At 67.0% G+C, this 19,537-nt stretch carries 20 protein-coding genes and 1 pseudogene; 16 read left to right on the top strand and 5 right to left on the bottom strand.

Features of this window, described 5'->3' with window-relative positions; translation table 11 throughout:
• Positions 1-155: 155 nt before the first annotated feature.
• On the top strand, positions 156-1,109 hold the full coding sequence (locus GVY41_RS17680) for a DUF6282 family protein (protein WP_161348336.1): 954 nt from the start codon (positions 156-158) through the stop codon (positions 1,107-1,109).
• Here the strand turns inward: GVY41_RS17680 and GVY41_RS17675 are convergent.
• The 4 genes from GVY41_RS17675 to GVY41_RS17660 form a co-directional block, all read right to left on the bottom strand.
• Entirely contained in the window at positions 1,096-2,073 is a 978-nt protein-coding gene (locus GVY41_RS17675) for a Bug family tripartite tricarboxylate transporter substrate binding protein (RefSeq protein ID WP_161348335.1), read from the bottom strand. The genes GVY41_RS17680 and GVY41_RS17675 overlap by 14 nt on opposite strands.
• A 70-nt stretch (positions 2,074-2,143) precedes the next feature.
• Positions 2,144-3,088, bottom strand: a complete 945-nt coding sequence (locus GVY41_RS17670; RefSeq protein WP_161348334.1) for a DUF6282 family protein — start codon at positions 3,086-3,088, stop codon at positions 2,144-2,146.
• A 1-nt stretch (position 3,089) separates the two neighbouring features.
• Complete coding sequence (locus GVY41_RS17665) at positions 3,090-4,004, bottom strand: cupin domain-containing protein (protein ID WP_161348333.1); 915 nt, start codon at positions 4,002-4,004, stop codon at positions 3,090-3,092.
• 29 nt (positions 4,005-4,033) lie between these two features.
• Positions 4,034-4,810, bottom strand: a complete 777-nt coding sequence (locus GVY41_RS17660) for an HpcH/HpaI aldolase family protein (RefSeq protein ID WP_161348332.1) — start codon at positions 4,808-4,810, stop codon at positions 4,034-4,036.
• A gap of 180 nt (positions 4,811-4,990) precedes the next feature.
• On the opposite strand from GVY41_RS17660, the gene GVY41_RS17655 reads away from it, so the two are divergent.
• The 8 genes from GVY41_RS17655 to GVY41_RS17620 are packed head-to-tail and all read left to right on the top strand — an operon-like array spanning position 4,991 to position 12,181.
• Positions 4,991-5,731 carry an SDR family NAD(P)-dependent oxidoreductase gene (locus tag GVY41_RS17655; RefSeq protein ID WP_161348331.1) on the top strand — a complete coding sequence of 247 codons (741 nt, stop codon included), beginning with the start codon at positions 4,991-4,993 and terminating at the stop codon, positions 5,729-5,731.
• A complete protein-coding gene (locus GVY41_RS17650; RefSeq protein ID WP_161348330.1) occupies positions 5,728-7,092 on the top strand; it encodes an MmgE/PrpD family protein in 1,365 nt (454 codons plus the stop codon). Before GVY41_RS17655 ends, GVY41_RS17650 begins: the two co-directional genes overlap by 4 nt.
• 12 nt (positions 7,093-7,104) lie before the next feature.
• Entirely contained in the window at positions 7,105-7,488 is a 384-nt protein-coding gene (locus GVY41_RS17645) for a carboxymuconolactone decarboxylase family protein (protein WP_161348329.1), read from the top strand.
• Between the two features lie 19 nt (positions 7,489-7,507).
• Complete coding sequence (locus tag GVY41_RS17640) at positions 7,508-8,317, top strand: N-acyl homoserine lactonase family protein (RefSeq protein ID WP_161348328.1); 810 nt, start codon at positions 7,508-7,510, stop codon at positions 8,315-8,317.
• Complete coding sequence (locus GVY41_RS17635; protein ID WP_331250899.1) at positions 8,286-9,242, top strand: NAD(P)-dependent oxidoreductase; 957 nt, start codon at positions 8,286-8,288, stop codon at positions 9,240-9,242. Before GVY41_RS17640 ends, GVY41_RS17635 begins: the two co-directional genes overlap by 32 nt.
• A 19-nt stretch (positions 9,243-9,261) precedes the next feature.
• Positions 9,262-9,720: a tripartite tricarboxylate transporter TctB family protein gene (locus GVY41_RS17630; RefSeq protein WP_161348326.1), complete on the top strand. Its 459-nt coding sequence runs from the start codon at positions 9,262-9,264 to the stop codon at positions 9,718-9,720.
• A gap of 9 nt (positions 9,721-9,729) precedes the next feature.
• Positions 9,730-11,235, top strand: a complete 1,506-nt coding sequence (locus GVY41_RS17625; RefSeq protein WP_161348325.1) for a tripartite tricarboxylate transporter permease — start codon at positions 9,730-9,732, stop codon at positions 11,233-11,235.
• The gene (locus GVY41_RS17620) at positions 11,222-12,181 is read left to right on the top strand and encodes an alpha/beta hydrolase (RefSeq protein ID WP_202456127.1); all 960 of its coding nucleotides are present in this window, start codon (positions 11,222-11,224) and stop codon (positions 12,179-12,181) included. The genes GVY41_RS17625 and GVY41_RS17620 overlap by 14 nt, the downstream gene beginning before the upstream one ends.
• An 84-nt stretch (positions 12,182-12,265) precedes the next feature.
• On the opposite strand, the pseudogene GVY41_RS17615 reads toward GVY41_RS17620, so the two are convergent.
• Positions 12,266-12,788: pseudogene (locus GVY41_RS17615) on the bottom strand (hypothetical protein); the annotation flags it as partial.
• Positions 12,789-13,098: 310 nt separating this feature from the next.
• On the opposite strand from GVY41_RS17615, the gene GVY41_RS17610 reads away from it, so the two are divergent.
• From GVY41_RS17610 to prpB, 7 genes are all read left to right on the top strand, one after another.
• The gene (locus GVY41_RS17610) at positions 13,099-13,239 is read left to right on the top strand and encodes a hypothetical protein (RefSeq protein ID WP_161348324.1); all 141 of its coding nucleotides are present in this window, start codon (positions 13,099-13,101) and stop codon (positions 13,237-13,239) included.
• Positions 13,240-13,360: 121 nt separating this feature from the next.
• Entirely contained in the window at positions 13,361-14,038 is a 678-nt protein-coding gene (locus GVY41_RS17605; RefSeq protein WP_161348323.1) for a response regulator, read from the top strand.
• A complete protein-coding gene (locus GVY41_RS17600) occupies positions 14,035-15,474 on the top strand; it encodes a sensor histidine kinase (protein WP_161348322.1) in 1,440 nt (479 codons plus the stop codon). The genes GVY41_RS17605 and GVY41_RS17600 overlap by 4 nt, the downstream gene beginning before the upstream one ends.
• Before the next feature lie 67 nt (positions 15,475-15,541).
• Positions 15,542-16,531, top strand: a complete 990-nt coding sequence (locus tag GVY41_RS17595; protein WP_161348321.1) for a tripartite tricarboxylate transporter substrate binding protein — start codon at positions 15,542-15,544, stop codon at positions 16,529-16,531.
• 12 nt (positions 16,532-16,543) lie between these two features.
• Complete coding sequence (locus tag GVY41_RS17590) at positions 16,544-16,984, top strand: tripartite tricarboxylate transporter TctB family protein (protein ID WP_161348320.1); 441 nt, start codon at positions 16,544-16,546, stop codon at positions 16,982-16,984.
• On the top strand, positions 16,984-18,507 hold the full coding sequence (locus GVY41_RS17585; RefSeq protein ID WP_161348319.1) for a tripartite tricarboxylate transporter permease: 1,524 nt from the start codon (positions 16,984-16,986) through the stop codon (positions 18,505-18,507). The genes GVY41_RS17590 and GVY41_RS17585 overlap by 1 nt, the downstream gene beginning before the upstream one ends.
• A 1-nt stretch (position 18,508) precedes the next feature.
• The gene (prpB, locus tag GVY41_RS17580) at positions 18,509-19,414 is read left to right on the top strand and encodes a methylisocitrate lyase (protein WP_161348318.1); all 906 of its coding nucleotides are present in this window, start codon (positions 18,509-18,511) and stop codon (positions 19,412-19,414) included.
• Positions 19,415-19,537: the final 123 nt, after the last annotated feature.

The raw sequence follows: 19,537 nt of genomic DNA, 5'->3' as shown, positions 1-19,537 counted from the left end.
CCCTGCCGAGTTTGAAGCAGGACAATGCCTAGCCGCGGGGGCAGGGCGGATCGCGCCCCGTTTTGGGGAATTTCATGTGGTGAAACGCCGGGGGTCGAGGGCTGCCGGATCAGCGTGGATCGGGTCTGCTGCGGTCAAGCAGCCCGGAGGCAGAAATGGACCATACCGACCCGCAATCCAGCCTGATCGACGCTCTTCTGACGGGGGCGGTCGATCTGCACTGCCATTCCGGCCCCTCGATCATGGAGCGCAAGCTCGACCATCTCGAGCAGATCCGCGATGCCGAGGAAGCGGGGCTTCATGCGGTGCTGTTCAAGGATCACTTCTACCCGAACGCCCCGGTGATGCAGGTGTTGGAGCGCTACCGGGCGGGCCCGCGGCAGCTGCACCTGCTGTCGGGCGTGCCGCTGAACAACCAGCTTGGCGGGCTCAACTGCCATGCCGTCGCGCGCGGGCTCGCCCTGGGCGGCCGCATGGTCTGGATGCCGACGCTTTGCGCCCGCAATCACCTGACGACGGCCTTCCGCTACAACCTGCATGGGCGGCTGGGGATGCGCCCGCCCGAGGCGCTGAGCGTCATCGACGACTTCGGGCGGCTGAAGGATGAGGTCAGGCCCATCCTCGACCTGATCGCCGAACATGACGCGGTGCTGTGCGGCGGGCACCTGCATGTCAGCGAGATGTACCCGCTGTTCACCGAGGCCAGGGCGCGGGGCGTGACGCGGATGGTGGTCAGCCACCCGACCTACTGGATCGAGGCGCGGCTGGACGATCTGGCAGAGCTGTCGGCGATGGGGGTCTATCTGGAACACTGCGCCTGCATGTTGATCGAGGGCGTGTCGCGCAAGTTCGAGCTGGATGCCCTGCGCAGCTATGTGGATGCGGCAGGCATCGAGCGAACCATCATCGGTTCGGACCTCGGCCAGACCTTCAACCCGCGGCCGGTGCCCGGCTTTCGCGCGGCAATCGCGCTGTGCCTCGATCTTGGCTTCACGCCGCAGGAGGTGCGGCAGATGACCTGCGAGAATGCCTGCCGGCTGGTCGGGATCGAACCGCCCGATGACGTGGCCTACCTGGCCACGCCCGGCGCCGCGACTATTGCAGGGTGACGCCGACATCCTTGATGATCGGCCCCCAGGTTTGCAGTTCCCTGGTGATGGTATCGGCCAGCCCCTGCGGATCGGTCGGGCCCGCCGTGATCATCAGCTTTTCCAGCGCCGCGATGGTTTCGGGCATGTTCAGATACTCGGTAACCGTGTCGTTGATGACCTGCACGGCCTCGTCGGGCATTCCCGCCGGCCCCAGCAGCGAATACCAGATGTAGGATTCGAAATCGATGCCGCTCTCCCTCAGGGTCGGTACGTCACCGGGCATCAGCGGGTTCCGCTCGGGGCCAAGCTGGGCGAGGTAGCGCACCGTGCCTTCCTGCACATAGGGCAGATAGGAGGGCATGCTGTCGCTCGAGGCCTGGATATGCCCCGCCAGCAGGTCGGGGATCAGCGTGCCAGAGCCGGTATAGGGGATGATCTTCACGTCGATCCCGGCCTCGCGCTTGATATATTCCATGGCGACATGGCCGAGCCCGCCGATGCCGGGATGCGCCACGGAGACCTGCCCCGGATTGGCCTTGGCGAAGTCGATGAACTCCGCAAGGTTCGTGTAGGGCTGCTGCGCGCCCGCCGTGATCACCATCGACGAGGTGCCAAGCCGCATGATCGGCCGCAGGTCGGTCTGCGGGTCATAGGGCAGGTTCGGATAGAGCAGCTTGGCATTGGCGGCGTTGCCGTTGGTGGCAAAAAGGATAGTGTAGCCATCGGGCCGGGCCGTCGCCACGGCCTGCGCGCCGATCGTTCCCGAAGCGCCGGGCCGGTTCTCGACCACGACCGGCACCCCGAGTTCCCGCGTCATGTGCTCGGCAATCATGCGGGTGAACACATCGGCGCCGCCGGGCGGGAAGCCAATCACGATGGTGATCTGGCGCTCGGGATAGTCCGCCCGCGCGGCGCTGCCCGAGAACGGCAGCGCCAACACCCCGGCCATCGCCAGAGCGGCGAATTTTGTCATTCGTTTCATGTGATTTCCCCAGAACCTGCGAAAGATGCGCTGAGGAATGCTAGCGCAATCGCGGGCCGGGGCGGGGGGTTTATGCCCCGATTTCAGACGATGAAACAGGCCCATCCAGGTTGAGCATCTCGGCGCCGTTACGCGCGATCATCGTGGTGATGTCGTCGGGCGCTACCCCGAGGTCTAGCATCTGGCCCACGAAGGTCTGGTAGCCGTCTATCGGCCGGGCCGAACCCTGCAGACCGAGGTCCGAGCCGAAAAGGGTATTCTTGGTGCCAGCGACCTCGATCAGGTGCAGCGCATAGTCCGGCTCGAACTTCTTTGCGCGGCCGGGGATGAACTGGCAGATGGAATGCTCCATCCGTGCGCCGAAGGACACAAGCGTGCGGATGTCGTCATCCGTGCAGCCGATCACATAGGTCGGATGGTTGACCATCATCTTCTTCAGCCCGCGGCGCTGACCTTCCTCGAACAGCACGATCAGCTCTTGCGCGGACAAATGACCGCCGGCCAGGATGACATCGGCGGCGGCGACCAGATCCAGCACCTTCAGGGTGTCGTCGGTCAGTCGGCCATTCGCGTCCAGGACCGTCAGCGGGATGGGATCGAGCGCGCCCGCGACCTTGGGGAAGCCCTTCGCCTCGGTCGCCATCTTGGCGATGTGGTTGGCGGCGGAAAGCGTCGGCATCCACACGATCCTGGCACCCAGCTTGACCGCATGATCGACGGCATGGGGATTGATGCCGCCAGAGGCGTTGTTGAGCGCAATGCCCGAGAACATGCGGGTGCCCAGATCGGGAAACAGGGTTTCCAGGATGATCGCGTGCGGCGTTCCCAGATAGAAGTGGTCCTTGGTGACGACAGCGCGGAAGCCCGCGGCCGCTGCCTCCTGCAGCTGGTCGTGGTGATCGAGGATGCGCGGCATGACGGCGGGGCCGCTGTGGCAATGCAGATCGACGGCGCCGACCAGCAGCGCGGCGATGGCGGCATCGCGCTCCTGGCCGGTGAGGGGGGAGGAGGTCATGTCAGGGGTCCTTGCGGTCTGGCCCGGCTGCGGGGGGTTCCGGGTATTCGTCGGCGTTCAGCACCCACCCGGGCTGCTGCGAGAAATCCTGTCGTGGCGGGCAGAAGACGTCCACCAGGAAATTGGTCCCCTCTCCCACCGCCTCCGAGGTGTGAATCACCCGCGCCGGAATGACGGTAACCGAGGGCGAATGGCACAGCACATGTTCATCCTCGCGCCAGCTGCCAGCATCGTTGCCCCAGGGCCAGCGCAAGTGATGCACATAGCTGCCCTCGAGGCTGAGCGAGCATTGCTGGAAATCTGCATGGCTGTGCGGCGACAGGCTGCTGCGGTCGCGGGGGCCGCTGCGCGGGTAGATGTAGTTGATCATGAAATTCCGGCAGCGGAACAGCCGGCCAAGCCGGCCCGGCTCTGGCGGAATGTCCATCGAATAGGCGCGCAGCCGATAGCCGCCGACAGGCTCGGGCCAGGGCTCCAGCGGCGGGACGTTCGGGTCTTCCTCGGTGCCGGGCGGACAGGCCGCGACAAGATCGGCGGCAGCGGTGCTGAAGAACTGCACGACACGCCCCGGCGCCGTGATCTCGATCCGGCTCGCCCCCGGCGGCACGATGACGATGGAATGGCCGGTGACCTCCAGCTGCTGCCCCTGCCATGCGATCGTGGCGCGGCTGCCGGGATCGGGCAGCAGCATGGCGAATTCGTCCGGCTGGTCCGCGCGAACCAAGGTGGCGCCCGCCTCTGCCTCGGAATAGACCACCACGAAATTCTGCGCGCGCGTGTACCACTTGCGCAGCTCCCCGGACTGCTGCTGCGGCGCGGTTTCGTAGAAGCGGGCATAGGTGGCGGCGGCAAGGTCTTGGGGCGATCTGGCCGTATCGGCGGCAAGCCGGGCGCGGGGGTCGGAAGCTACATACATGGGAAGGGTCCTGAAAAGGGTTGGCTGGATCATCGGCCGCGATGGTCCGACAAGGATTGCGTGGCGGCCCGGCGCAGGAAGGCGAGGTCCGAGCCGACGAGGAAAGATCGCGCCCCCAGCGCCTCCATCGCCGCGCGGTCCTCGGCGCTTTCGGCCACCGCCAGCAGCGGCTTGCCGGCGCGCAGAGCGCCCGCCGCGATGGCACGGACCGCCGCGATGACCCGCGGGGCAGAGGTCGCGGTTTCGCCCATGGCGACGCAAAGGTCGCCGCGACCGATGAAGAGGGCGTCGATGCCCGGCACGGCGGCGATGGCGTCGATGGCGTCGATGGCCGCGACATCTTCGATCATGACGATGCAGAGCACCTCTGCATCCTGCTGCGCGATGTGTTCGGCAACCCCCACCGACCCGTATCCGCCCGCCCGGCCGGTGCGCGAGAAGCCGCGGCTGCCGGGGCGATAACGGCAGGCGGCCGCCACCGCCGCGGCCTTTTCCGCACTGTCCACATGCGGGGCGAGGATGCCCGCTGCGCCGCAATCGAGCATGCCAAGGATGTTCGCCGGCGATGCGGCATCGACGCGGACAAGGGCGGGCATCCGCTGCGCAAGGCCGGCCAGGATCACCGTGTCGATCGCCTGCCGGTCGAAGGGGGCATGTTCCTGGTCGATGACGATGAAATCGTAACCGACCGACCCGATCACCTCGGTGGTATGCACGGTGGGCACCTTGATGAAGGTGCCCAGCAGGCTTTCGCCCGCCTTCAGTCGTTGCGCGAAAGGGCGCGGCGCGCCTTGTAACCTGGTCATTCAGTGGCGTCTCCAGCAAGCGATGACTGCACGCTAGAGCGCGCTGCCGGGCAGGGGCACCGCGCTGTCGCCGGGTTTCGCTTTGTGAAATGCGCCAAGGAAGCTTTCGACGCCAGCGACCTCCAGCGGTCTAAGCGGGCCGACCGCAACAGCGAAAATCGGCGCAGGGAGGCTTTGATCTTGGGCAAGCTAGACGGCAGACGTGCCTTCATTACCGGCGCAGGCGGAGGCATCGGCGCGGCGATCGCGCGGCTTTTCGCACAGGAGGGCGCTTTGGTGGCGCTGGCCGACATCAATGGACCGCTAGTCGCCGAAACGGCCGCGGGCATCGCGGGGGGGCGGGCCTTCACCGTCGATGTCAGCGACCGGGCCGCGGTGCATGCCGCGGTGGATGACTTCGCGGGGGAGGGGCTCGATATCCTGGTGAACAACGCGGTGGCATTCCACTACGCGCCGCTGACCGAGATGCCCGAGGACATCATCGACCGGATGCTGGATGTGGGCATCAAGGGCACGTTCTGGGCGACGCAGGCGGCGACGCCGCATCTGGTGCGGCGCGGGGGTGGCAGCATCATCAACCTGTCATCGGTTGCCGTGTCCTTCGCCATCAAGCACGCCGCCGTCTATGCCTCGATCAAGGGCGCCATCGACACCTTCACCCGCCAGCAGGCGGTGGAGCTGGGGGTTCATGGCGTCCGGGTGAATGCGCTGGCGCCGGGCGCCGTCGAGACGCCGGGGGCCGGGTCGGTCATCGATGCCGAGGGCTGGGAAAAGCGCCGGGCGATGACGCCGCTGGGGCGGCTGGTGACGGACCGGGAGGTTGCAGAGGCGGCGGTGTTCCTCGCCGCCGACTCGGGGGCAAGCATCGCCGGCGTGACGCTTAAGATCGACGCCGGCATCACCATCGCCGGTCCGCGATGACTGGCGGGCCCTCCATCGCCGCCACAATGGCGGCCGAGATCCTGGCGCTGCAGCCGGAGGCGGTGTCGGATGACGTGCTGGACAAGGCGGCGCTGTGCCTGATGGACTACCTTGGCGCCGCCTATGAGGCGCGCGACTTGCCCTGGAGCCGCCAGGCGCGTTTCCGGCACCGGGCGGTCGATCAGGGTGCCGCATCGATCGGTCTCGGCCGCCTGACGGCACCGCAAGATGCCGCCTTCGCCAATGCCGTAGCTGCCCATGGGCTGGTGCGCGAGGACATGCATGTCGGTTCGGTCGCGCATCTGGGCGTGGTGGTCTGGCCCGCCCTGCTTGCCGATCTGGCACAGTTGGGCCGGCCGGTGGGGGGGCGCAAGCTTCTGGCGGCGGCCGTCGCGGGCTATGAGGCCGGCGCGGTGCTGGGCACGGCTCTGATGACGGCGGAGCTGGCGCGCCTGTTCCGTCCGACCGGGCTGATTGGCCCCTTTGCGGCAGTGGCGGCGCTGTGCCATTTTCGGGGGCTGACGGCAGAGCAGACGACCTCGGCGCTGTCTCTGGCCGTCAACTGTGCGGCCGGGCTCAACCAGTGGCCGGCCTCGGGCGGCAGCGACATGTATTTCCACACCGGGTTCGCGGCGCGCAATGCGCTTGTCTGCGCCGATCTGGCCGAAAGCGGCGCCTTTGCCACGCGCGAGATCATCGAGGGCGAGGCCGGGCTGTTCCGGGCCTTTGCGCGGCAGGAGCCTCGGCGCCTGCCAGCGCTGTTCGCTGGCGGGTTCGAGATCGTGAAGGTGTTTCACAAGCAGGCGCCGGCCTGCAACTTTGCTCAGACCCCCAGCCAGGCGGCGCTGGCCGTTCGGTTGAAAGTGCCGGGCACCAGCGCCAACGTCGCGTCGGTCCATATCGAGGCGACCCGTGCTGCGCTGCTCTATCCGGGCTGTGATGCGTCGGGGCCCTTCGGCACCATGCTGGCGGCGAAGATGAGCATCCAGTTCGGCGTGGCGGCGGCGGTCGCACGCGGCAGCATCGGCGCGGGCAACTATGCGGATCTTGAAGATCCCGAGATCGCGCGGCTGATCGCGTCCACCACGCTTGCCGAGAACCCGGAGCTGACGGTCGCCTATCCGCAACGCCAGCCGGCGGCGGTGACGCTGGTCCTGCAGGATGGCACCCGGATCCGCGAGGCGCTGGACGATGTGATCGCGGCGCCGGCCGCGATGGTCAGGGGCCGGTTCAAGGCTGCCGCCGACGAGGCGCTGGGGCCGGGCCGTGCTGCCGATCTGACAGCTTTCATCGACGCGCTGGCCAGCTCTGCCGACGCGCTTCCCCTCAATGCGCTGCAGCTGCCGCGTATCCAACAGTGACAGGACAGGATCATGGACCAGAAGACCTTCGACACCGGACTGGAAATTCGCAAGGCCGTGCTTGGCGCAGAGTTCGTCGAGAAAGCCCTTGCCTCGGCCGATGACTTCAACCGCCCGATGCAGGAGTTGACGACGGAGTACTGCTGGGGTGCCGTCTGGGGCCGCGACACGCTGGATCGCCGCACCCGCAGCATGCTGAACCTGGCGATGATCAGCGCGCTGAACCGTCCGCACGAGCTGAAAATGCATGTGAAAGGCGCGCTGCGCAACGGCGTGACCAAGGAGGAGATCCGCGAGGTGCTTCTGCAGGTCGCCATCTATTGCGGCATCCCTGCGGGGGTCGATTCCTTCCGCATTGCCCGCGAGGCTTTTGCCGATCTCGGCGCCGGCACCTGACGCCGAAGGAGTGCAGCGTATGAGCGATCATCTCTACGAAGCCTATGCCATCGCCTATGGGCGGCACGACCGCGGCGCGGCAGAAAATTTCATCGGCGGCGATCCGCATAACGGGCCGATGCCACTGAACTACTATGTCTGGGTGCTGCGCAATGCGCAGCGCACGGTGGTGGTCGATACCGGATTTGACGAGCGGGGTGCCCGCCTGCGGGGCCGCACCATCACCAATCCGGTACGGGACGGTCTGGCGGCGCTTGGCGTCGATCCGGGGGCGGTGGAGGATGTGGTCATCACCCACATGCACTATGACCATGCCGGCAATGACGGACTGTTCCCGCGGGCCCGGTTCCACCTGCAGGACAGCGAGATGGGGTTCGCCACCGGGCGCTGCATGTGCCACGCGGGGATGAACCACCCCTACGAGGTGGAGGATGTTGTGGCGATGGTGCGCCGGGTCTACGCCGGGCGCGTCTGGTTTCACGCGGGCGACAGCCAGCTGTTTCCCGGCATCACTCTGCATCATGTCGGCGGCCATGCCCGCGGGCTTCAGGCGCTGCGGGTCGAAACCCGGCGCGGTCCGGTCGTGCTTGCCTCGGACACCGCGCATCACTTCGCGCATCTGCGCCAGCGCCGGGTGTTTCCCACGGTGGACAGTGTCGCCGATGTCTTCGCCGGCTATGACCGACTGGAGGCGCTGGCCCCGGGCCTAGACTATATCGTGCCCGGCCACGACCCGCTCGTGACCCGGCTCTACCCCCCCCATAGCAGCGCGACCGCCGGCTGGATCAGCCGGCTGGATGCGGCCCCCCAACCCCTTCCGGCCGAATAGGCGCGGATCGAACGACTTTAGGAGTCTTTGCATGACCTCGCGTGAACTTGGTTTTGTCGGCCTGGGCCGCATGGGTAGCCCGATGGTGGCCCGCCTGCTTGCGGCCGGTTATCGCGTCACGGTGTTCGACACCGATGCCGGGGCGCGAGGTCGGGCCGAAGCGGCGGGCGCCGCGATCGCCGGCTCGCCGCAAGAGGTGGGCGACAGCGCAGACATCGTGCTGGTCAGCTTGCCCACGCCAGACATCGTGCGCACGGTCGTGCTGGGCGAGGGCGGCGTCGCGCAAGGCGGGCGCGTCCGCACCGTGATCGACCTGTCCACATCGGGCCCGACCGCGGCGGCGCGGATCAGCGAGGGCCTTGCGCCCGGCGGCCGCGTCTGGATCGACGCGCCGGTCAGCGGTGGCATCGCCGGGGCGACGAATGGCACGCTGGCCGTCATGGTCTCGGGGCCGCGCACGGCCTTCGAGGAAGCCGAAGAGGTCATCGCCACCTTCGGCCGCATCTTCTATGTCGGCGAGAAGGCGGGGCTGGCCCAGGTGGCAAAGCTGGCCAACAACCTGCTGGCCGCCGCAGCCATGGTCGTGTCGTCGGAGGCAATGGTGATGGGGGCCAAGGCGGGGATTGACCCGAAGGTGCTGCTCGACATCATCAACGCCGGCAGCGGGCGCAACAGTGCCACGCAGGACAAGTTCCCCAAATCGGTGCTGCCCGGCACCTTCGACTTCGGCTTTGCCACCGGACTGTCCTACAAGGACGTGCGCATGTGCATCGACGAGGCCGAGGCGATGGGGGTGCCGATGGTTGCCGGCGCGATCATTCGGCAGATGCTGGCCGTCACCAATGCGAAATTCGGCCCCGGCTCCGACTTTACCTCGATCTGCCGGGTAGTCGAGGAATGGGGCGGCGCAGAGGTCCGCGCCTGAACGCCAGAAGGAGACGAGGATGGAGATAAACTGCAAGGACATGGCAACCGGGGTGATATTCCTCGGCTTTGCTGGCAGCTATGGCTACATGTCGCTGCAGACCATGTCGGTGGGAACCGCGACGCAGATGGGGCCGGGCTACTTTCCGGCGGTGCTGTCGGGGTGCCTGGCGATCACCGGGCTCGCCGTCATCGCCCAGTCGCTGCGCGGCGACGCGGAAACGCCCTGGGGGATTGTGCCTTGGCGGGCCATCTTCTGCCTCTCGGCCGCGACCATCGCCTTCGCGGCCCTTGCCGATGACCTCGGAATGCTGCCCGCCACCTTCCTGACCTCGTTCATCGCCTGCCTGGCCAGTCCGCGGATCGGAATCGGGCAGAACATCCTGACCAGCCTGTGCATTGCGGGCTTTTGCAGTGCGGTCTTTGGCGCCGCGCTTGGCGTTCCCCTGCCGCTGTTCGGCGAGCTGTTCCGGCAATAGGAAACGAACATGGATGTTCTTGGCAATCTGGCACTTGGCCTTTCGGTCAGCTTCCAGCCGATCAACCTGCTGTATTGCTTCATCGGCACCCTGCTCGGCACCGTGATCGGCGTGCTGCCGGGGATCGGCCCGCTGGCGACCATCGCCATGTTGCTGCCGATCACCTTCGGACTGTCGCCCGAGGGGTCGCTGATCATGCTGGCGGGCATCTATTACGGCTCGCAATACGGCGGCTCGACCACGGCAATCTTGCTGAAGCTGCCGGGCGAGACGGCGTCTGCGGTCACCACCATCGACGGCTACCAGATGGCACAGAAGGGCAGAGCCGGGGCGGCACTGGCGGGGGCGGCCATCGGTTCGTTCTTCGCCGGCACCGTGGCGACGCTGCTGATCGCGCTGGTGGCGCGGCCGCTGACACTGCTGGCCTTCAACTTCAGCCCCGCGGAGTATTTCTCGTTGATGGTGGTCGGTCTCGTCTCGTCCATCGCACTCGCCTCGGGGTCGATCCTCAAGGCGCTTGGCGTCATCTTCCTGGGCCTGATGCTGGGCCTGACCGGCACCGACGTCTATACCGGCGCCGCGCGCTTCACCTTCGGCGTGCGCGAGTTGCTGGACGGACTGCAATTTGTGGCAATCGCCGTGGGCCTGTTCGGCATCAGTGAGATCATGCGCAACCTCGAGCATCCGGGCGGAGCGCCGGCCAGCCTCGCTCCCGTCGGCCGGCTGATGCCGACGCGCGAGGAGTTCCGGCGGATGGTCGCGCCCATGCTTCGCGGTACCGCGATCGGGTCCTTCCTGGGCGTGCTGCCGGGGGGCGGGGCGCTGCTGTCTTCGTTCGTCGCCTATACGGTGGAGAAGAAGGTCTCGCGCCACGCCTCCGAGATCGGGCATGGCGCGATAGAGGGTGTCGTCGCGCCGGAATCGGCCAACAATGCCGGCGCGCAGACCTCGTTTATCCCGATGCTGGCACTTGGCATCCCGTCGAACGTGGTGATGGCGCTGATGATCGGCGCGCTGATGATCCAGGGCGTGGTGCCGGGCCCCGGGGTCATCAACAATAACCCCACGCTGTTCTGGGGGCTGGTCGTGTCGATGTGGGTGGGCAACGCCATGCTGCTGGTGCTGAACCTGCCGCTGGTCGGGCTTTGGGTGAAGCTCTTGCAGATCCCTTACTCGATCCTGTTCCCGGTCATCGTCGCCTTCTGCTGCATCGGGGTCTATAGCGTCAGCAATTCGGCCTTCGGCGTCTATCAGATTGCCGTGGCGGGGGGGCTTGGCTACCTGCTGATGAAGCTGGATTGCGAGCTGGCGCCCTTCATTCTGGGCTTCATCCTGGGGCCGATGATCGAAGAGAACTTCCGGCGGGCAATGCTGATTTCCGGCGGTGACGCGACCGTGTTCGTGACCCGCCCGATCAGTGCCGGCCTGCTGCTGGCGGCGGCGGTGGTCTTGTTCGTGGTCATGCTCCCTGCGATCATCCGCAAGCGCAAGGAAGTGTTCGTTGAGGAAAGCTGACCGCCTGTCCGCGCCCGATCCCGAGGTGGCCGCGCACCTGCAGCGGCTGGTCGAGGCGCAGATCCCGACCTATGAGACTATGACCCCGGCCGAAGCGCGGCAGGCCATGGCGGCGCGGGCGATGGCGGCTGCGGGGCCTCGGGCCGAGTGTGAGGCGCGCGATCTTGTGGCGGCGGGCGGCATTCGCCTCCGGATCTACCGGCCCGCGGGCAGCGGCAGTTCATGCCTGCCGTTCCTGGTGTATTTCCACGGCGGCGGCTGGGTTCTTGGCAGCCTCGACACCCATGACGGCCTCTGCCGGGCGCTATGTGCCGGATCGGGATGCGCGGTCGTCGCGGTGGATTATCGCCTTGCCCCCGAAGCGCGCTTTCCCGCCGCGGTCGAGGATGCCGAGGTGGCGGCACTGTGGATTCTGGACCACGCCCGCGAGCTGGCGCTTGATCCGGCCGCGGCCGCTGTTGGGGGCGACAGCGCCGGTGGCACCCTTGCGGCGGTGGTGGCGATCGCCCTGAAAGGCCACCCTGTGCCCTTGCGTTTCCAGATGTTGCTCTATCCCTGCACCGACATGAATATGGACCGTGGGTCTTACGCCGTGTCCTGGCCGGGTCTGCCGGTGACGGCGGCGACGATGCGCTGGTTCCGAAGCCACTATCTGCGCAGCCCGGCAGACCGACGGGACTGGCGAGCCTCGCCGATCCTCGCCGAAGTCTTGGCGGACCTGCCGCCTGCGCTGATCGTGACGGCCGGCTATGATCCGCTGGCCGATGACGGCGTGGCCTATTGCGAGCGGCTCCGCGAGGCTGGCGTTGCTGCAGAGCGCTGGCACTTCGCGGGGCAGATCCACGGGTTCCTGAACCTCGGCTTGGCGATACCGTCTGGCCTAGCCACGATCCGCGACCTTGCCGCGGCACTGCGCGCGGCACTTGCAACATCGGGTGCAGCCTGAACGGATCGGCGCGAGCGTCTGCCCCAAGCCGGAGACGTCAATGGCGGGCTGGTGGCATCCACCTCCCACTCCTCCGCCGCCCTGCTGCTCTCTGGCATTGGTTTCCAGCACCCTCTGCATGATCGCGGCCTCGATCGTCACCGGCTTGCCGGACTGCTTCTCCACCTCCGCTGCCACCTCGACCGCCATCAGCGCCGACACTCGGGCAGGCCAGGTGACCCAGACATCCCGCTCCTGCCGGGCTAGCCAGAACACCAGCGTTTCCGCCCGGGCCCGGTCCACCAGCGTGCCCTTCTTCTGGATCGCGAGCTGCCGTTCCTGTGCCTGATAGACCGTCAGCGCGGTGCGGGCCTTGAGGTAGGACGAGCCTTCGGCCGGACCGGAGAGTCCGCCATCGCCACGGGTGCTGCGCCGCTGCTGATCCGGGTCGGTCATCTCTGCGCGCCGCGCATCGGAGGCCGCGGCATTGATCGACCCGTCGCCATAGACCACCAGCCGCCCGGCCTTGCGCGCCTTGGATCGGCCCGCGCGAGAGGTCGGAATGGGCGGAATGCCGCGGGGCGGCCGGGCAATTGGCATCCTCGGCTACCGGTGCTTCGCAGGACATTAGGAGCCCGGCGGCAAGACGTCCACCACCGGGCGCACCATCATCACGGAGCACCAGCCGCTGATGCTGGCCTGCTCGCACCCGGCGTTCAAACGCCCGCTTGAGTCAGGCGATGACCATGGGAGCGCTGTCCTTCCAAGGTTTTGGCGTTTTCCTTGGGTATCATCGCGGTAGCGCCGCGGGAGGCGACGGAGTCGTGACCTTTGCTGCGAAACAGCGTTCCAATCCTACTCCCGCAACCATAAACTCTACACCTTGCACAACCGTCTGTTCGCAGGCGGTTTTTTGCTGCCCGATCTGGCGCAACAGAGTGCGACGGCTGATCCGCCTGAACCTTGGCCAGCGCCCGGTCACGGTGACCCTGCTGGCCGATGTCCTGCATATGTCGAATGCCGACAATCAGCACCCAGTGATGTCATGCGCCTTCTTCAGCCGGTGCCCGTCCATCTGACCTTGTTGTGGAGGGCGGATGGGTGCTCCCATCATCCTCGCCTCCCAAGGCCGTGGTGAATCATTCGCTCTTGGCATTGCTGTCGTCTAACGTGCGACGATGGCAATGCGGGGTAGGGATCATGCGGCTTTTGCTGGTCGAGGATGACCAGGACCTTGCAGACTGGCTGACGCAAAGCCTGATCGGGTGCGGCTTTCAGGTGGACTGGGCCGAAGACGGACGCAGCGCCGAAAGCCGGATCGCGGCCGAGGATTATGACCTGATCCTGCTTGATCTCGGTTTGCCGCTGATGACCGGAGCAGAGCTGCTGGCCCGCCTCAAGGCGGGTGGCAATGATACGCCACTGCTGGTGATGACGGCGCGGGACAGCCTGGCGCAACGGGTGGCGCTTCTGCGCGACGGCGCCGACGACTTCATGGGAAAGCCCTTCGCGATCGAAGAGTTGGAGGTGCGTATCCATGCCCTGATCCGCCGCAGCCATGGCCGGGCGCGCGGTGTCTATGCCTGCGGGCCGCTGAGCTTTGATCACGCCGCACAGCGCTTCACCTTGCTGGGGGACGCTTTGCTGCTGTCGCCGCGCGAGCATGCCGTGCTGCGGCTGCTGATCCAGAAGCCGGGCGATCCGCTGTCCAAGCAGCAGATCATCGACCGGCTGGTGTCGATGGAAAGCGACATGAACCCCGAGGCCGTCGAGGTGATCGTGCACCGCCTGCGCAAGCGGCTGGCCCACGCGCCGGTGCAGATCGTGACGCTGCGCGGCATCGGCTACCTGCTGGAACATGACGAGGGCACGGCATGACCCGCCGCGACACTGCCGCGCCGGGCCGGCCGCTGTGGCGGACGCTGGCGCTGTGGATGCTGCCGACCCTGTTGTTCCTGATGGTTGCCGGCCTGATGCTGTCGGTCAAGACCCTGCGCGAGGTCGCCGACAGCGCCTATGACCGCTCGTTGCGGGGCGCGATCCGGGCGATCGACCTGCGCATCTCGACCGAAAGCGGCGGGCTTGGCGTGGAACTGCCCTATCCGCTGTTCGAGAGCTTTCAGGCGACGGCAGAGGGCGAGGTGCTGTTCCGGGTCTCGACAGATGACGGGCTGGTCCAGATCGGCGATGCGCTGCTTCCCGCGCCGCCCCCGCTGACGGTGGGGCAGGTGGTGTTCTATGACGCGGTGTATTTCAACCGACCCATCCGCGTCGGCGCCTATATGCGCCCACTGGACCCGCCGCTTTACGGGGCCGAGGGCCAGAACCTGATCATCGAGATCGCCGAGACGACGGAATCGCGCGAGGCCTTTCTGCGCACTGTGATCTCACGGACCATGATGCGCGATCTGGCGGCGCTGCTGGCGGCGGCGCTGTTGCTGGCGGTGGGTGTCCATGCCGGGCTGCGGCCGCTGCGGGCGCTGCGCGACCGGCTGGATCACCGCGCCTCCGATGATCTGCGCCAGCTGGATCCGGCGGGCCTGCCGCGCGAGGTGCAGCCCTTGGTGCGGTCCGTCAACCGGCTGGTCGACCGCCACCGCATCCAGGGCGAGGCGCAGCGGCGCTACATCGAGGATGCCTCGCATCAGCTCAAGACCCCGTTGGCGGTGCTGCGCGCTCAGATCGACCGGGGCCTTCAGCTTGAGGATCCGGCTGCCCTGCACGCGGTGCTGCGCGCGATGCGCGAGATCACCGACCGCTCGTCGCGCCTGACCAGCCAGCTTCTGGCGCTGGCGCTGGCCCGGAACAGCGCCTTGTGGAGCAGTTCGGCGGCGGAAGAGGTGGATGTCTCCGCCCTGCTGGACGGGGTCGTGCGGCTGCATCTGGCATCCGCGCGCAAGCGGCGCATCGTGCTGGAGGTCGAGGTGGCGCCCGATGTCACCACGGTCCACGCGACCGAGGCGCTGCTGTTCGAGGCGGTCAGCAACATCTTGCAAAACGCCATCACGGCCAGCCCGGCCAAAGGGGTGATCGCCCTGTCGGCGCGCCGCGCCGGAGGGCAGACGGTGATCGCGGTCCGCGATGACGGTCCGGGGCTTTCGGATGAGCTTTTGCGGCGGCTGGACCAGGGCCAGCGGTTCAACCTGCCCCGCACGCGCCGCGCGGCGCCTGCCAGCACCGGATTGGGGCTGGCCATCGTTCAAGAGATCATGGGGGCGATGGGCGGGACGCTTGTCCTTGCCAACCGGCCAGAGGGCGGCCTGACCGCCAGCCTGAACCTGCCCAATAGACACGCAGAACTGAAAGCTGACTGAAAGCTTGGCTGTCGTAACGTGAGGTGATGGGCTCGGGAGGCCCGTCATATTCCTTGGGAGGGAAATCATGATCCGCATCACGAAGGGCCGCGCCGTCGCGCTGGCCGCCCCGCTGCTTGCCTTGTCGGCCACGCTGGCCTCGGCCACGCCCGACCGGCCCGAATGCATCGCGCCTGCACAGCCGGGCGGGGGTTTCGACATCACCTGCAAGCTGGCACAGACCGCGCTGACCGACGCGGGCGTGCTGGAGGCGCCGCTGCGCGTGTCTTACATGCCGGGCGGGATCGGCGCCGTGGCCTACAGCACCATCGTCGGCCAGCGCACGGATGAGCCGGGTACGATCGTCGCCTTCTCGGCCGGGTCGCTGCTGAACCTCGCCCAGGGCAAGTTCGGCGCGCATGACGAAGGCGACGTGCGGTGGGTGGCGTCGATCGGCACCGATTACGGCGCGGTCGTGGTGCCGGCCGACAGCGAGTGGGAAAGCCTCGCCGCGATGATGGAGGGGATCAAGGCCGACGCGGGTTCGGTGATCCTTGGCGCCGGTGGCACCATCGGCAGCCAGGACTGGATGAAGGCCGCGCTGACGGCGCGCGCCGCGGGCATCGACCACAAGTCCATGCGCTTCGTCGCCTTCGAGGGCGGCGGCGATTGTGCCACCGCGCTGCAGGGCGGCCATGTCGATGCCTGCATGAACGACGTGGGTGACAGCCAGGCCGCTATCGATGGCGGGGCGCCGCTGAAGCTGCTGGCGGTGTTTGCGCCCGACCGGCTGCCCGGCAAGCTGGCCGAGGTGCCGACCGCGGCCGAACAGGGCTTCGACATCGAATGGCCCATCGTGCGCGGCTTCTACGTCGGCCCCGAGGTTTCGGACGCCGATTACCAGTGGTGGGTCGACGCCTTCGAGACCGCGATGGCGGCACCGGGCTACGCAGCCCTGCTGGAAAGCCGCAGCCTGCTGCCGCTGCCGATGACCGGCGACGAGCTGGATGCCTTCGTCACCGAGGCGGTCGCCACCTACCGCACGCTGGCGGGTGAATTCGAACTGGTTCAGCAGTAAGGACCCCGTGCCATGAGCAGTAACAGAAGCCTTGGGGCCATGGCATTGCTCATGGCCGGAATCCTCGCAGTCTTTGGCTGGGGGCTGGTCGCGCCCTTTGCCTATGAACCGGTGGGGCCGCGCGCCTTTCCGATGCTGACCGCCGTCCTGATCGCCTTTTGCGGGATCGTCCTGCTGATCGGCGGCGGCAACGATACCGAGGCGGTCAGCCGCCGCACCATGACCGGCATCGTGATGCTGACCGTGACGCTGCTGATCTACGCTGTCATCTTCGAACGGCTGGGATACGTTCCCTCGACCTTCCTGATGTCCGGCATCGTTGCCCGGATCTTCGGGGCAAGCTGGATACAGGCGACACTATCTGGCGCGGTGCTGTCGGTCGGCTCTTACCTGCTCTTCGACCGCGGGCTGGACGTGGTCCTGCCCGCGGGCATTCTGGGAGGCCTGTTCTGATGGAAACGCTCGCTTTGCTGATGACCGGGTTTGCCGTTGCAAGCAGCCCGATGAACCTGGCCCTGGCGGCGCTTGGCGCCGTGGTGGGCACCATGGTCGGCGTGCTGCCGGGGCTTGGCCCCGTCAACGCCGTCGCCATGCTGGTGCCGGTGGTCTTTGCCCTTGGGCTGCCGCCCGAAAGCTCGATGATCCTGATGGCCGCGATCTATATCGGGTCGGAATATGGCGGGCGGATCAGCGCCATCCTGATCAACGTGCCGGGCGAGGCATCGGCTGTGATGACCGCGCTGGAAGGCTATCCCCTGTCCCGGCAGGGCCTGGCCGGGGTGGCGCTGTCGCTGTCTGCCTGGACTTCGTTTCTGGGGTCGGTTCTGGCGACGGTGGGAATCGTGCTGGCCGCGCCGGTGCTGTCGCGGTGGGCGCTGGCCTTCGGGCCAGTGGAATATGTCGCGCTGATGATCTTTGCCTTTGCCTGCCTGACCGGCCTTCTGTCGGACCAGCCGATCAAGGCCCTGCTGGCGACCGGCATCGGCCTTGCCCTGTCCACCATCGGCATCGACGCCAATTCCGGCGTCATGCGCTATACCTTCGACATGCCGAACCTGATCGACGGGCTGGCCTTCTCCACCTTGGTCATCGGCCTCTTTGCGATCTCGGAACTGTTGATCCTGCTGCAAAGCCACCGCGACGGCGTGTCCGTCAAGATCGAACGGATGGGCCGCAACCTGTTCAACTTCAAGGAGATGCGCTTCACGCTGCCCTCGGCCCTGCGCGGGGCGGGGATCGGGTTCTTCATCGGCCTGCTGCCGGGCGCGGGCGGCACCGTCGCCTCGGCCCTCGCCTATTCGACCGAGCGCAAGATCACCGAACGCCGTGATCCCGAGGGCAGCCGGTTCGGCAAGGGCGATCTGCGCGGCCTCGCCACGGTCGAGGCCGCCAACAACTCGGCGTCGAACTCGAATTTCATCCCGATGCTGACCTTGGGGATCCCCAGCTCTGGCACCACCGCGATCATGCTGGGGGTGCTGACGCTCTACAACCTGACGCCGGGGCCGATGCTGTTCACCTCGCAGCCAGAGCTGATCTGGGGGCTGATCGCCTCGCTGTTCATCGGCAACGTCATGCTGCTGGCCATGAATATTCCGCTCGTCGGCCTGTTCGCGCGTATGCTGTCGGTGCCGGCCTGGGTGCTGGTGCCCTTCATCGTCGTCGTTTCGGCCGTCGGGGTCTATTCCGGCAAGTCGGCGAGTTTCGACCTGATCCTGATGGTCGTGGTCGGTGCCGCGGCCTACTGGCTGCGCCGGATGCATGTGCCGATGGCGCCGCTGATCCTGGGCTTCGTGCTGGGCGGTATATTGGAGACCAACCTGCGCCGGGCCCTGTCGCTGTCGGCCGGCGAGGTGCAGATCCTGTGGTCCAGCCCCATTGCCATCGCGCTTTGGGGGGCGGCCGCGGCGATCTTGCTGCTGCCGCGGCTGCTGCGCCGGGCGCTGCCCGCCGAAGCGCGACTGTCGGAGGATTGAGATGACCTGGCTTGAACGGCACGATCCTGTCCCGGCCGGGCGGCGCTTCCGGGACCGCCTGAGCTGCCCGGACATCTTTCGCCTGCCCGGCGCGCATAACGGGCAGGCCGCGCTGCAGGCCCGCGCGGCCGGGTTCGAGGGGCTCTATCTGTCGGGGGCCGCGATGAGCGCCTCGATGGGCCTGCCCGACCTGGGGCTGATCACCATCGAGGATGTGTGCTTCTTCATCCGCCAGGTTGCCGGCGCCTCGGGCCTTCCGGTGCTGGTCGATGCCGATACAGGATATGGCGAGGCGCTGAACGTGATGGTCATGACCCGCCGGTTCGAGGAGGCAGGGGCGGGGGCCATCCATCTGGAAGACCAGATCCTGCCCAAGAAATGCGGCCATCTGTCGGACAAGCGGCTGGCCACCCCCGCGGATATGGCCGCCAAGGTTGCCGCCGCCGTCAAGGCTCGCCGGGATATGGTGGTCATTGCCCGCACCGATGCGCTGGCCAATGAGGGGCTGGACGCCGCCATCGCCCGGGCGCGCCTCTATCTGCAGGCCGGCGCGGATGCCATCTTCCCCGAGGCGCTGACCGATATCGACCTGATGCGCCGCTTTGCCGAGGCATTGCCGGGTGTTGCCCTGCTGGCGAACATGACCGAGTTCGGGCGCACCCCGCAGCTGACCGGCGCCGCACTTCAGGATATGGGATACAGGATGGTGATCTGGCCCGTCTCGTCCCTGCGCGTGGCCAACCATGCGCAGGAACAGCTTTATGCCGCGCTTCGCGACCATGACACGACGGCCCCCCTGCTGGGGCAGATGCAGACGCGCACGCAGCTCTACGAAGTTCTCGATTACTTCGGGTTCGAGGCGCTCGACCAGTCCATAAGCCAGAGCGCGCTTCCCAACTCCGGCTGAAAGGCAGGGGACCGCAGTCGATGCAGTCGCACGCGTCAACCCCCAGCGGGGCCCTGTAGGCCTGCGTTACCGTGTTGGTGTTTATGGCTGTTGCCGTTGTTCCGGCCCTTCGAGCAGCCGCAG

The sequence above is a fragment of the Frigidibacter albus genome (assembly GCF_009908165.1).
Lineage (GTDB): Bacteria > Pseudomonadota > Alphaproteobacteria > Rhodobacterales > Rhodobacteraceae > Frigidibacter > Frigidibacter albus.
Note: the sequence above shows the minus strand (reverse complement) of the source record. Positions and strands in the feature narration are given on the sequence as shown.

Excerpts from the sequence above, each read along its gene's own strand:
- GVY41_RS17680 (WP_161348336.1), top strand. The coding sequence starts at position 156 with ATGGACCATACCGACCCGCAATCCAGCCTGATCGACGCTCTTCTGACG.
- GVY41_RS17675 (WP_161348335.1), bottom strand. The coding sequence starts at position 2,073 with ATGAAACGAATGACAAAATTCGCCGCTCTGGCGATGGCCGGGGTGTTG.
- GVY41_RS17670 (WP_161348334.1), bottom strand. The coding sequence starts at position 3,088 with ATGACCTCCTCCCCCCTCACCGGCCAGGAGCGCGATGCCGCCATCGCC.
- GVY41_RS17665 (WP_161348333.1), bottom strand. The coding sequence starts at position 4,004 with ATGTATGTAGCTTCCGACCCCCGCGCCCGGCTTGCCGCCGATACGGCC.
- GVY41_RS17660 (WP_161348332.1), bottom strand. The coding sequence starts at position 4,810 with ATGACCAGGTTACAAGGCGCGCCGCGCCCTTTCGCGCAACGACTGAAG.
- GVY41_RS17650 (WP_161348330.1), top strand. The coding sequence starts at position 5,728 with ATGACTGGCGGGCCCTCCATCGCCGCCACAATGGCGGCCGAGATCCTG.
- GVY41_RS17645 (WP_161348329.1), top strand. The coding sequence starts at position 7,105 with ATGGACCAGAAGACCTTCGACACCGGACTGGAAATTCGCAAGGCCGTG.
- GVY41_RS17640 (WP_161348328.1), top strand. The coding sequence starts at position 7,508 with ATGAGCGATCATCTCTACGAAGCCTATGCCATCGCCTATGGGCGGCAC.
- GVY41_RS17635 (WP_331250899.1), top strand. The coding sequence starts at position 8,286 with ATGCGGCCCCCCAACCCCTTCCGGCCGAATAGGCGCGGATCGAACGAC.
- GVY41_RS17630 (WP_161348326.1), top strand. The coding sequence starts at position 9,262 with ATGGAGATAAACTGCAAGGACATGGCAACCGGGGTGATATTCCTCGGC.
- GVY41_RS17625 (WP_161348325.1), top strand. The coding sequence starts at position 9,730 with ATGGATGTTCTTGGCAATCTGGCACTTGGCCTTTCGGTCAGCTTCCAG.
- GVY41_RS17605 (WP_161348323.1), top strand. The coding sequence starts at position 13,361 with ATGCGGCTTTTGCTGGTCGAGGATGACCAGGACCTTGCAGACTGGCTG.
- GVY41_RS17600 (WP_161348322.1), top strand. The coding sequence starts at position 14,035 with ATGACCCGCCGCGACACTGCCGCGCCGGGCCGGCCGCTGTGGCGGACG.
- GVY41_RS17595 (WP_161348321.1), top strand. The coding sequence starts at position 15,542 with ATGATCCGCATCACGAAGGGCCGCGCCGTCGCGCTGGCCGCCCCGCTG.
- GVY41_RS17590 (WP_161348320.1), top strand. The coding sequence starts at position 16,544 with ATGAGCAGTAACAGAAGCCTTGGGGCCATGGCATTGCTCATGGCCGGA.
- GVY41_RS17585 (WP_161348319.1), top strand. The coding sequence starts at position 16,984 with ATGGAAACGCTCGCTTTGCTGATGACCGGGTTTGCCGTTGCAAGCAGC.
- prpB (WP_161348318.1), top strand. The coding sequence starts at position 18,509 with ATGACCTGGCTTGAACGGCACGATCCTGTCCCGGCCGGGCGGCGCTTC.